This is a genomic window from Sulfuricurvum sp. MLSB, assembly GCF_000747095.1.
In the GTDB taxonomy this organism is placed as follows: Bacteria; Campylobacterota; Campylobacteria; order Campylobacterales; family Sulfurimonadaceae; genus Sulfuricurvum.
Window position 1 is genome coordinate 1 of the sequence record NZ_JQGL01000084.1, and the last position, 11,516, is coordinate 11,516.

Consider the following 11,516-nt stretch of genomic DNA (forward strand, 5'->3'; position numbering starts at 1 on the left):
TCGATGCATGGCAGACGTTTAAAACGCTTCCGAATACCGAATTCAAATTCCGTTTTGCGACCGTTGATGCCGATCCGGCTGTCGGTGCAACCACGGATTACAACTCGTACAACGAATACCGTTTCGAAGTTAACTACCTCTTCTAAGGACTGAGCGATGAAAACGTTGTTGATGACTTTATTCTTCGGTGTCACGAGCCTGAGCGCGTATGATTACGCGCTCAAGCCGGTACGGGTCACTTCGGACGTTCACTGTTTTTTCGGTAAACCCGAAATCATGGATAAAACCAACAACGGCAACATCGTCAACAGCTGCTACATCGATGCGGGGGAGGGGTACGTCGTCGTCGACACCGGTCCCTCCTACGCGTATGCCCGCTCGGCTTACAAAGCGATGCAGAAAATCAAACCTCTTCCCGTGAAACTGGTCATCAACACGCACATCCACGACGACCACTGGCTGGGAAACAACTTCTTTACCGAACAGGGAGTTAGAGTTTTGGGTTCGGATGATTTCAAGGTAAATGCCGATATGAGCGTACCTACCCGAATGCAAACCTATATCTCTCCGGAAGCGTACGCTAAAACGAAGCCGGCCATGCCGACCGAGATGATCGGCACTGACACAACGCTTAAAATCGGCAATCAAACACTCGAGCTCAAAATCGCGAAGCGCAAAGCCCATACCGCCAAAGACATGGTAGTCTACCTGCCGAAATCCAAAGTGTTGATAGCGGCCGATCTGGTCTTTAACGACCGTCTCCCCTCGGTACGCGGGGGCGATATCAACGGCTGGTTAGCGGCATTGGATGATTTGGATAAGCTGGGAGCCGTTCATGTCGTCGGAGGACACGGAGAACGCACCGACAAAGACGCGGCGCGTATGACGCGGGAATATTTTACGCAGATGCGCACCGAGATTCGCTCTGCGATCGAAGCGGGACTCGGCATTGAGGAGACAATGGAGAAAGTGACGATGGACGGCTACAAAAAGTATAAATTGTACGAGGGGACCCATCGTCATAATGTCGAGGCTTCGTACCGCGTATTGGAATGGGAGTGATGATGAAACGGTTGGTTCTAGCAGGATGTCTGTTATCGACTCTCGTGTTTGGCGACGTCCGTTTCGCTCAGCCCGAACCGTCCATCGACAAACCGCGTGAAGTGGTCATGGGAATCAGTCAGGGGGACGATGAATCGATCCATCACGCCCTCAGCACGGCAAATAACGTCCTCAAGTTTTACGGACCCGAAAAAATTCATCTGCGGATCGTCGCTTATTATCACGGCATCCGAACGCTTTTGAAAAGCGAGAAAGAGATTGCCGTGCGCGTGCGGGCTTTGCAGCAATACGGTGTCGAATTTGTCGCCTGCGGCAATACGATGGAGACGAAAAAGATTCCCGAATCGGCTCTGATCGAGGATGTCGAGATCGTCAGCGCCGGTATTGCCGAGGTGATCGAGCGTGCCACCGAGGGCGCCTTTTACATTCAACCCTAGGAGTTCAATATGAAAATTTTTCTTATAACGGTATTGGCGGGATTTTTATCCCTTTTCGGCGGTGATCTTCACCTGTTCAGCGTTCCCAATGCGGACGGCAAACTCAATGCCGCGGTCGTTGAAAAAGCGCTGGAAGCGAACGGTTTTGTCATTTCAGCCAACAGCGAAATGAACGGGCCGTTTAAAATTCAGTTCGGTCAGAGTGATTTTACGCAGTTCAATTTGCTGACGGCGTATCATAAAGTTCATTCGGAAAATTTGGTAAAAACACATCCTGACGCAGGAATTTTTGTTCCGATGGGATTCGGTATTTATCAACGTAACGGCGATCCCGAACTTCATGTCTCCATATTGACTGCCGAAGCTATGGCGAAAATCGCAGGGTTCAAGGCACCTGAATTTGCTTTGATCGAAAAAGAGGCATTGGCAACGTTGAAAAAAGCATTGCCGAAAGCCAAAGTAACGGTGAGCGAAACAGCGCTTCCCGCAGAAGGCACGTTGCTGAGCCGCTATGTCAAAGAGAGCAGCAAAGAAAGTTGGACGAGCGATAAAGAAGAGACGGAGATGATGATCGAAGACGGTCTCAAACCGGCCGGTTTTGTCATGTCAAACTTTACCGATTACAATTTTACGCTCGGCGAAAAAAGTCCGTTTGATTTTTACGATACGTACTCTATCTGCAAACTCAAAGTCATCTACAACGTTGCGAAATCCCGTCCCGAAGCGGCGGCATTCGCACCGTGTACGTTGATGGTGTACAAGAAAAAAGATGCTAACGAGATCGTTATGGGCTTTCCGGCTGTTTACAACTGGATGAGCAGCGCCCGCGTCAAGGATGCCGAGGCGAAAGCCGCATTGATGCAGGCCCAGAAAGATTTTGAAGCGGTTCTCCAAGGTGCATCGGAGTAATGATTAAATTTTAATCAGCCTCCCCGATGCGTTTCGAGAAAAGCGTGCTATAATCGCCCCCATTTCGAGTATAGCGGTTGAGGGAAAAAAATGGCATTGGAATTGATCGAGAAGTCCGAACATATCGTGCTGATTGCCCATAAAAACCCCGATGCCGATTCTTTGGGATCGGCATGCGCTTTTTACTCCTATCTGCTGCGCCTGCGCAAAAAAGTGACCCTCTTTTGTACGTCTGCCGATGTCAATCCCAATCTTGCGTTTTTGCCGTGGTTTGAGAAAATAACCGACCGTTTTCCCGACGATGCGGATTGTATGATCAGCTTTGACTGTGGCAGTTACGGGCGGCTTGGGATAGAGCGGGAACTGCCGTTGATCAACTTTGACCATCATCACAGCAATGATTTCTACGGAACATACAATTTCATCGATACGGGTGCCATCAGTACGACGGAAGCGGTTTATGACTTTTTTGTTGCCAATGATATAAAAATCAATGGTAAAATGGCGCTTTCGCTTTATGCGGGTCTTGTGGATGATTCTAAATGTTTCAGCGCTCCGGGATGCAATGCCAAAACGTTTGAAATGGCGCACCGCCTTCTCGTGCTCGGAGCCGATCACGCTGCGTGCATCGAGTGGCTTTATCGCCGCCGCTCATTGGCATCGCTGCGGGCGCGGGGCGCTCTGCTGAAGCAGATGCGTCTTTTTTTAGACGGGCGGCTTGCCGTGTTTGAGGTCGGCATGACGCTTTTGGAAGAAACCGGGGCGAGCATCGCCGAGTGCAAACAGGTGTTGGACGAAGCTCTCGGAATGCGCAGCGTGCGCGTTGCGTTGATGTATGTTGAACGTCCGGGCGGGGGAGTCAAACTCTCTTTGCGAACGGACGGAGGCGTGGATGCGTCCAAAATCATGGCCTGTTACGGCGGCGGCGGACATAAGCATCGTTCCGGAGCACGGATCGTACATGAAAATATTCAAGACCTCGTAAAAGAGATGATGACGATGATACAAAAGGAGATGCAGTGAGAAGAGGCCGAAGAGGTTCTGGATTTATCGGATGGGTTGCGATTGCCGCAGTGGTAGGCGCAATCGGTTTTATGGCATTTTCGCCGATGTTTGAACGCGAAGACCCGAAATTAACCCTCAGTCATGAAGGGTATTGGAATTTTAAAGAGCCTATTCGTGTAAGCGTGGAAGACGCTAGCGGGCTTAAATCGTTCAAAGCGACTATTGCGACTCCGCATGAATCTTGGGATGTCGTTGAAGACAACACGCCATCAGCCGAATCGAAAAAGACATTCGAAATTCTTCCTCCGAAAGGTGTTCGCCGGGTTGAAGCCGCTTCGGTCACCTTGACGATTGAAGCAACGGATCAGAGCCTGTGGGGTCTTTTTATGGGCAATACGCTCAAGGAAGAATACACCCTTGTCATCGATCAGCGCCGCCCGGTCCTCTCCATCGTCGCCAATTCGTATAAGATCCAGAAAGGGGGATCGGCCATCGTTATTTTCAAAGCCTCCGATCCGCATATGGAGAGCCTGAAGATTCAAACCAACTACGGAAAAACGTTTATTGCCCAGCCGTTCGTCAAAGAAGGCTATTACGCTTCGTTGCTGGCATGGCCGGTGCAGGAAACGACATTTAGTGCGACCGTAGTTGCCCGCGACCGTGCCGGAAACGAAACCAAAAGTTCGGTACCGCTCCGTCTGAAAGATCACGTATACCGGGTTTCAAACATTGAACTCAGTGATAAATTTCTGGACGGTAAGATTGCCGAATTGGCAAACGAATACGAAGAGACGGCGGGAGTGGATGATCGGCTGCAACAGTTTAAAATCATCAATGAAACCGTCCGTGCCAACAACGAGAAGATTATTCACGAGATAACGTCGAAAGTGTCGAATAAACTGATCACCGATTTCAACCCGCAGCCGTTTTATCCTTTGCCGAACGGACAAAAAGTAGCCGATTTCGGGGATCACCGTATCTACAGCTACAAAGGGCAGGAGAATATTTCTCAGGCTTACCACATGGGGCTTGACCTTGCCAGCGTACAAATGGGATCCATCAATGCTACGAACGGCGGAAACGTCGTATTCTCGCAAATGAACGGTATCTACGGAAACCTGCCGATTCTTGATCACGGTTTCGGCCTTTATACCCTCTACGGCCACTGCTCGGACGTGCATGTTCAGGAAGGGGATGTCGCGGCGGCCGGCCAGGAAATCGCCAAATCAGGGCTTAGTGGCTACGCGATGGGAGATCACCTCCACTTCGGTATTTTGGTGCAGGGGATCGAAGTGCGTCCTGAAGAGTGGATGGACGCCAAATGGATTTACGACAACATCACCAGCGTGATCGAGAACGCCAAGCTCATCATCAACCAACGCTAAACACGGTATAATTCGCTTTAAGTAAACGAGGGTGTGCAAAATGATTTCGCACACCGTAAATCGGGTTATCCGGCCCGAAAGAAGGAAAGCAGACCATGATGCAAACAACGATAGGAAAAAGTGTCGAACTCGTCGGAATCGGTTTGCACAAAGGTTCGCCTGTGCGGCTGCGGCTTGAGCCTTTGGCTCCCAACAGCGGTATTGTCTTTTACCGGAGCGACGCGGGTGTGACGATTCCGTTAGTCCCCGCCAACGTCGTCGACACCAAAATGGCGACCGTCATCGGACGCGAAGGGGTGACGATTTCGACAATCGAGCACATGCTCTCGGCCATTTACGCGTACGGTGTCGATAATCTTCGAATCATCGTCGATGCGGACGAAGTCCCTGTCATGGACGGCTCGTCCATGAGTTTTTGCATGCTCCTTGACGAAGCGGGAGTCGTTGCACAGGACGTTCCCAAAAAAATTATCCGCATCAAAAAAGAAGTAAGTGTTCAAGAAGGGGACAAGTACGTCAAACTGGTCCCTTCCAACGATATGAGCTACGATTTTACGATCAAATTTTCGCATCCGGTTATCGACAAGCAAAGTTATGTCCTCAAGTTTACGAAAGAGAACTACAAAAACGAAATCGCCCGTGCCCGGACGTTCGGATTCGTACATGAAGTCCAATATCTGCGCTCAATCGGACTGGCATTGGGCGGAAGCCTTGAAAATGCCGTCGTATTGGATGACAAAAAAGTGCTTAACCCCGAAGGGCTTCGTTTCGGCGATGAGTTCGTCCGTCATAAAATCCTCGATGCGATCGGCGACATGTCGTTGATCGGAATGAACTTTATCGGCAACTACGAAGCGTTTGCCGGCAGCCATGACCTCAATCATAAGCTGACGCTGGAACTGCTTAAAGACCCCGCAAATTACGAAATCGTCGAACTTTCAACCGTCGAATCCAAAGAGTTGGCCAAAGCGTATGCATGATGCGGTGGTTGTCGCCCTCTCATCTCCCGTTCTTGTAGGCATCTACAAAGACGGGGAACTGATCGAAGAGATTCGAAACGAGGGGATGAGTTCGGAAATTTTGTCGGAAATCTTTGAATCACTGCTCAAACGCTACACTTTTTCGCGGTTCATTTACGCCAAAGGGCCGGGAAGTTTTATGGGGATCAAGGTGACGTACCTTTTTCTCAAAACCCTAAGCATCGTCAAAAAAATCCCTCTTTTGGCTACCGATGCGTTCTTTTTTAACGAAAATTGCCCCATCAAAGCAGTTGGAAAGCTCTATTTTGTTAAAAATAGCTCAACCATTACGTTAGAATCGCTCCAATCCCCCGAATGCGGAGTCTTTGTTCTCCCGAAGCGGATTGATGCGGAAAATTTTGATACGGACAATCTCCCCTATTACGGGATTGATGCCGTAGGATAAGGAAAGTATTTGTTCGTCAGCGTACCTGCCACCAGCGCCAATTTGGGACCCGGATTCGATTCGTTGGGACTAGCCGTCGACCTGCGCAATCAGGTAGAACTGGTTCCGTCGAGATTTTTTGCCGTTTCCATCAAAGGGGAAGGGGAAAACAACCCCCGGCTCAAAGGGAATAACCTTTTCGTCAGTATTTTCAATGAGCATTACCGCCGTTTGACGCAAAAACGGCAAAACTTCAAATTTACCTTTTACAACCAGATCCCGATGTCTCGCGGTTTGGGGAGCTCGTCGGCCGTAATCGTCAGCGCGATCAGCTGTGCCCACGAAGCGGCGGGAGTCAAAGTATCCAAACGCCGTATCCTCAACCATGCGCTCGTGTACGAGTCCCACCCCGACAACATCACTCCGGCGGTTATGGGCGGTTTCAATGCGGCGATGGTCGAAAAACAGAAGGTTTTTTCTCAGCAAAAGCATCTTCCCGATTACCTCAAAGCGGTCGTCGTGATTCCGAACAAGCCGATTTCGACGGCAAAATCGCGCACGACGCTTCCCAAATCGTACAGCAAGGAAAATTCCGTTTTCAATCTGGCGCATACCGCTGTGACGGTCGGAGCGTTTTTTAATGAGGACTGGGAAATGCTCCGCTTATCGACGCAGGACCGGTTTCATCAGAAAATACGGATGAAAATGCTTCCCGAACTTTTTGCGGTGCAAAAAATGGCGTACGACAACGGCGCGCTCATGAGCACCTTGTCGGGAAGCGGTTCGACGTTTTTTAACATGGTGTACGATCAGGATGCCGAGTCGATGGCCCAAAAATTCAGAGCCGAATTTACCGATTTCGAGGTAAAAATTCTGAGCTTTGACAACGACGGTCTGATCGTCGAGCGATAATAAAGAAAGTATTGGCTATAATGGCGCAAAAGTTACATCAGCCCGTACGTATGTGCGTAGTTTGCCGCGAACGTTTCGCGCAGTCGGCTCTCTTGCGTCTGCAATGTCGGGAAGGCTCGCTGGAGCCTTACGGCGGAGAGGGAAGAAGTTTTTACCTCTGCCCCTCGTGCACTCACCATAAAAAAACTCCGGGTCAGCTGGCCCGCCAGTGTAAAAACGGCGGAACGGAGATGCTAATGAATCGGTTAAAGGAGATCATCGTTAATGATGGATAAAGTCAGAGTTCATGAAATTGCCAAGGAACTTGGTATCAATTCCAAGGAGGTAGTGGACAAAGCGGCCGCAATGGGGCTGAATGTCAAAACCGCTTCCAGTTCGGTCTCGATCGAAGAAGCCGAGCAAATCATGAACTATATCATGAGCGGCGCTTCCGCAGAGCCGGCCGCCTCAAAATCATCCGCCAAAGCGGCACCGCAAGAAGAAGCGGCCGGTGATGCGCCTTCTGCCGAAATCAAAGAGGAAGCGCCTCAAGCATCCGCCGATACCGCTGTCGTCTCCGAAGCAGACGCGCCCGCAGAACAGGAACAGCCGAAGCGGTCCGGACTTAAAATCGTCAAGAAAAAACGTCCGACCGAAGAAGAAGTTCAAGCAATCCAGCGCGAAGAACGCGCCCTTTCCGTATCGCAATACGGCAAGTTGAGTCCCGAAGCGCAGCGCGAACTGGAAGCCAAGCGCGCTAAAAAAGCACAAAGTGCCGCTCCGGTACAGAAAAAAGACCAAGGGGTCAAGCTCGATATTTTCGGCGGGGATATTTCGGACGTATCGATGGATTACGAAGACGAGCAAGTCGTATTGCTCGATTTCAGCGATCTGAATGCCAAAGCCGTTCCCGAAGAAGAGCCGCAAAAACCGAAAGAGAAAAAACCCATCGGCCGCAATGCCGGGAAAAAACAGGGTGCCAACCGCAACAAACCGCGTCAAGTCGCCCGCGAAGCCCGCAAAAAATATGCGAAAGAAACCAAAGAAGACGAAGTCGTAACGCACGTTGAGATTCCCGAAGATATCCGTGTTTACGAATTCGCCGAAAAAGTACGTCAGCCGCTCTCCGAAGTGATCAAGATCCTTTTCAACCTCGGGATGATGGTTACGAAAAACGACTTCCTCGGAAAAGACGAGATCGAGATCCTTGCGAGCGAATTCGGCGTCGAAGTGACGACGATCGACCCTAAAGACGCCTTCAACCTCGAAGAGGCATACGAAGAGAATATCGTGGATGAAGCGGGAATGCAGGAACGTCCTCCGGTCATTACGATCATGGGGCACGTCGACCACGGTAAGACATCGCTTCTTGACGCTATCCGCAACGCAAAAGTGGCCCACGGCGAAGCCGGAGGGATCACGCAGCACATCGGTGCGTACTCGGTCGAACAAAAAGGGAAGCTTATCACTTTCCTCGATACTCCGGGACACGAAGCGTTTAGCGCGATGCGTTCGCGCGGTGCGCAGCTGACCGACATTATCGTCATCGTCGTTGCGGCGGATGACGGAGTCAAACCGCAAACGCGCGAATCGGTCAAACACGCCAAAGACGCGAACGTTCCGGTTATCGTAGCCGTGAACAAAATGGACAAACCGGGCGCCAATCCCGATATGGTCAAAGCGCAAATGGCTGAACTGGGCCTTAACCCTGTTGAATGGGGCGGAGATGTTGAATTCGTCGGCGTATCGGCCAAAGCGATGACGGGTATCGACGAACTTCTGGAAGCAATTTTGCTCCAAGCCGAAGTGATGGAGCTCAAAGCCAATCCCGATACAATGGCCAAAGCGGTCGTCGTTGAAAGTACGCTGGAAAAAGGGCGCGGACCGGTTGCGACCGTTATCGTTCAAAACGGTACTCTCAGCATCGGTGACAATATCGTCTGCGGCGGCGCTTTCGGGCGTGTCCGGGCATTGATCAACGACCGTAAAGCGCAGCTCAAACAAATCGGGCCGAGCCAGACGGCGGTCGTCGTCGGACTGAACGAAGTTCCGCCGTCGGGTGAAACCATGCTGGCGGTTGCAAGCGACAAAGAAGCACGCGAATACGCTCAAAAACGCTACGAATACGATCGTCATCGCGAACTCTCTCACAGTACGAAAACAACGCTGGACGAATTGACGTCGCTGATCGCCGAAGGGCGCCTCAAAGCGCTTAAAGTGGTGCTCAAAACCGACGTACACGGCTCGCTCGAAGCGATCAAAGCTTCGTTGGCGGAACTGCGCAATGAAGAGGTCAAAGTCGAGGTTATTTCATCAGGCGTCGGCGGTATCACCGAAAACGACGTAGCGCTTGTCAATAACAGCGAAAACTGCGTCCTGATCGGCTTCAATGTCCGACCGACCGGAAACGTCAACGCGTTGGCGAAACAAACGGGGGTCAACATCAAGACCTATTCGATCATTTATCAGCTCATCGACGATATCACGGCGATGCTGACGGGTATGATGGCGCCGAAATTCCGCGAAGAAAATACCGGACAGGCTGAAGTACGCGATACGTTCCCGCTTCCTAAAGGCGGTACGGTTGCCGGATGTGTCGTTGTCGACGGCAAACTCGTTCGCGGCGGAATGGTGCGCGTTATCCGTGATGGCGTCGTGATCCATGAAGGTGACCTGACGTCTCTCAAACGCTTCAAAGACGATGTCAAAGAAGTTACCAAAGGATTCGACTGCGGTGTCGTCCTCAGCGGCTATACGGACGTCAAAGTCGGTGACGTTATCGAAACCTTCACCAAAATTGAGACGAAAGTAACGCTGTGACGCCCGCAGAGATTAAACTCAAACGGACCGAATCGGTTCTTAAAGAGTTGATCCCCGAAGCGATTTCGCTCCTCTCGGATGCGCGTTTGCACGAAGTCGACGTTGTCGATGTCCACTGCTCCAAAGGGAGAAGCGACGCGAAAGTCTATCTCGATCCAAGCATTTTTACCCCTGAAGAACAGCGGATGCTGCTGAAACTTCTTGAAAAAGCACGTCCGATCATAGAAGAACACTGCATGCGCGAGCAGGGATGGTTCCGCTCTCCGAAACTCGCATTCCTTTTTGACGATACGCTGGAAAGAAGCAAAAATATCGAAGCGCTGTTCGCCAAAATCGCCAAGGAGAAAAAAGAATGAGTCTGGAAACCGATATCCGAAAAATGGTAGAGTCGATCGGGCTTTCGCTGTACGATACCGCCATCGTGAACGAAAACGAGAATACGATCTTCCGTGTCAGCGTCACTGCGCCGGGCGGCGTAAACTTGGATCAATGCGTCGAGGTAAGCCATCTGATTTCTCCGTTGCTGGACGTCACTTCTCCGGTGAGCGGAGAATACCGTCTGGAAGTGAGTTCACCCGGCATTGAACGCAAACTCAAAACTTTGCAGCATTTTGAACGCTCCATCGGCGAAAAAGTGGCTCTGAGCACTATCGATAAATCAAAATTCGAAGGGGAACTGATCGCCGTCGAAAACGAAGAGATCGTTCTCAAAACTTCCGAAGGGGAACAAAAAATCCCTTTCCGCTCCATCAGCAAGGCTAAAACCTACTTCGAGTGGTAATGGACGCCCTTACCCCTCTCAACCCTATGAAACTTGCGCTCGATGCGGCGTGGGAATACCAGCTCTTGACTTTTCCAAACCCTGCCGTCGGTGCCGTCTGCATCGGCGAGTCAGGCCAAATTCTCTCGGTCGGCGCCCATAAGCGTGCCGGAGGCCCCCATGCGGAAGTCTATGCATTGCGCGACGCCTACGCCTTCCTTACGAATGATTTTGCCATTGCGCAGAGCGACGATTCGGCTTTTATCCACGAGTACCTGCGAACGCACCACGGCGGGATTTTCCGCAACGTTTCGATGGCGGTTACGCTTGAGCCTTGCGCGCACAGCGGCAAGACCCCCTCGTGCGCATTGCTGATCCGCGATCTGGGAATACGCCGGGTGTTTATCAGTGCAAAAGACCCTAACCCCGAAGCTGCGGGAGGCGGAAGCCTGCTTTCCGAAGCCGGCATTGCCTGTACGTTCGGCATTATGGAAGAGGAGGGGCGCACTCTGCTCGAACCGTTTCTCCGCTGGCAGGACGGGCCGTTCGTTTTTTTCAAATGGGCGCAGCGGCTTGACGGGACGATTGACGGCGGTACGGTCAGCTCGCTCGCATCGCGTACGCACGTTCACGCGCTCAGAGACAAATGCGATCTGCTGGTGATCGGCGGCAATACGGTGCGAACGGACCGGCCGACGCTCGACGCAAGGCTTGCGGGCGGCAAGGCTCCCGATGTACTGATCTACTCTCGCACGGATGATTTTGATCGCTCGATCCCTTTGTTCGGCGTACCCGGCCGAAACGTCTGCGTCGACTCCTCGCTGGAGAAGATCCGGGACTATT

Annotated in this window: 13 protein-coding genes; all 13 read left to right on the forward strand. The window is 51.4% G+C overall.

Annotation, left to right across the window (positions count from 1 at the left end):
• Window positions 1–156 precede the first annotated feature (156 nt).
• Window positions 157–1,062: an MBL fold metallo-hydrolase gene (locus JU82_RS06465; RefSeq protein WP_037948318.1), complete on the forward strand. Its 906-nt coding sequence runs from the start codon at window positions 157–159 to the stop codon at window positions 1,060–1,062.
• Between the two features lie 2 nt (window positions 1,063–1,064).
• Window positions 1,065–1,499, forward strand: a complete 435-nt coding sequence (locus JU82_RS06470; protein ID WP_037948321.1) for a DsrE family protein — start codon at window positions 1,065–1,067, stop codon at window positions 1,497–1,499.
• Between the two features lie 9 nt (window positions 1,500–1,508).
• Window positions 1,509–2,408, forward strand: coding sequence for a DUF302 domain-containing protein (locus tag JU82_RS06475; RefSeq protein WP_037948324.1), 900 nt, complete (start codon window positions 1,509–1,511; stop codon window positions 2,406–2,408).
• 90 nt (window positions 2,409–2,498) lie between these two features.
• Complete coding sequence (locus JU82_RS06480) at window positions 2,499–3,431, forward strand: bifunctional oligoribonuclease/PAP phosphatase NrnA (RefSeq protein WP_037948327.1); 933 nt, start codon at window positions 2,499–2,501, stop codon at window positions 3,429–3,431.
• Window positions 3,428–4,798 carry a M23 family metallopeptidase gene (locus tag JU82_RS06485; protein ID WP_037948330.1) on the forward strand — a complete coding sequence of 457 codons (1,371 nt, stop codon included), beginning with the start codon at window positions 3,428–3,430 and terminating at the stop codon, window positions 4,796–4,798. Before JU82_RS06480 ends, JU82_RS06485 begins: the two co-directional genes overlap by 4 nt.
• A gap of 95 nt (window positions 4,799–4,893) precedes the next feature.
• Window positions 4,894–5,778, forward strand: a complete 885-nt coding sequence (lpxC, locus tag JU82_RS06490) for a UDP-3-O-acyl-N-acetylglucosamine deacetylase (RefSeq protein ID WP_037948333.1) — start codon at window positions 4,894–4,896, stop codon at window positions 5,776–5,778.
• Complete coding sequence (locus JU82_RS06495) at window positions 5,771–6,223, forward strand: hypothetical protein (protein ID WP_037948334.1); 453 nt, start codon at window positions 5,771–5,773, stop codon at window positions 6,221–6,223. The genes lpxC and JU82_RS06495 overlap by 8 nt, the downstream gene beginning before the upstream one ends.
• Window positions 6,224–6,232: 9 nt before the next feature.
• Window positions 6,233–7,114 carry a homoserine kinase gene (thrB, locus tag JU82_RS06500; RefSeq protein ID WP_037948337.1) on the forward strand — a complete coding sequence of 294 codons (882 nt, stop codon included), beginning with the start codon at window positions 6,233–6,235 and terminating at the stop codon, window positions 7,112–7,114.
• A gap of 20 nt (window positions 7,115–7,134) precedes the next feature.
• The gene (locus JU82_RS11885; protein WP_294892380.1) at window positions 7,135–7,389 is read left to right on the forward strand and encodes a DUF448 domain-containing protein; all 255 of its coding nucleotides are present in this window, start codon (window positions 7,135–7,137) and stop codon (window positions 7,387–7,389) included.
• Window positions 7,382–9,913 (forward strand): translation initiation factor IF-2, encoded by a 2,532-nt coding sequence (gene infB, locus JU82_RS06505; RefSeq protein ID WP_294892382.1) that lies wholly within the window; start codon window positions 7,382–7,384, stop codon window positions 9,911–9,913. Before JU82_RS11885 ends, infB begins: the two co-directional genes overlap by 8 nt.
• Entirely contained in the window at window positions 9,910–10,269 is a 360-nt protein-coding gene (rbfA, locus tag JU82_RS06510; RefSeq protein ID WP_037948343.1) for a 30S ribosome-binding factor RbfA, read from the forward strand. Before infB ends, rbfA begins: the two co-directional genes overlap by 4 nt.
• Window positions 10,266–10,694 (forward strand): ribosome maturation factor, encoded by a 429-nt coding sequence (locus JU82_RS06515; protein WP_037948345.1) that lies wholly within the window; start codon window positions 10,266–10,268, stop codon window positions 10,692–10,694. Before rbfA ends, JU82_RS06515 begins: the two co-directional genes overlap by 4 nt.
• A partial coding sequence (gene ribD, locus JU82_RS06520) for a bifunctional diaminohydroxyphosphoribosylaminopyrimidine deaminase/5-amino-6-(5-phosphoribosylamino)uracil reductase RibD (RefSeq protein ID WP_294892384.1) occupies window positions 10,694–11,516 on the forward strand: 823 nt, incomplete at its 3' end. The genes JU82_RS06515 and ribD, both read left to right, overlap by 1 nt.

Coding starts and splice junctions, on each gene's coding strand:
- JU82_RS06475 (WP_037948324.1), top strand. CDS start 1,509: ATGAAAATTTTTCTTATAACGGTATTGGCGGGATTTTTATCCCTTTTC.
- lpxC (WP_037948333.1), top strand. CDS start 4,894: ATGATGCAAACAACGATAGGAAAAAGTGTCGAACTCGTCGGAATCGGT.
- JU82_RS06465 (WP_037948318.1), top strand. CDS start 157: ATGAAAACGTTGTTGATGACTTTATTCTTCGGTGTCACGAGCCTGAGC.
- infB (WP_294892382.1), top strand. CDS start 7,382: ATGGATAAAGTCAGAGTTCATGAAATTGCCAAGGAACTTGGTATCAAT.
- JU82_RS06470 (WP_037948321.1), top strand. CDS start 1,065: ATGAAACGGTTGGTTCTAGCAGGATGTCTGTTATCGACTCTCGTGTTT.
- JU82_RS11885 (WP_294892380.1), top strand. CDS start 7,135: ATGGCGCAAAAGTTACATCAGCCCGTACGTATGTGCGTAGTTTGCCGC.
- JU82_RS06480 (WP_037948327.1), top strand. CDS start 2,499: ATGGCATTGGAATTGATCGAGAAGTCCGAACATATCGTGCTGATTGCC.
- JU82_RS06495 (WP_037948334.1), top strand. CDS start 5,771: ATGCATGATGCGGTGGTTGTCGCCCTCTCATCTCCCGTTCTTGTAGGC.
- JU82_RS06515 (WP_037948345.1), top strand. CDS start 10,266: ATGAGTCTGGAAACCGATATCCGAAAAATGGTAGAGTCGATCGGGCTT.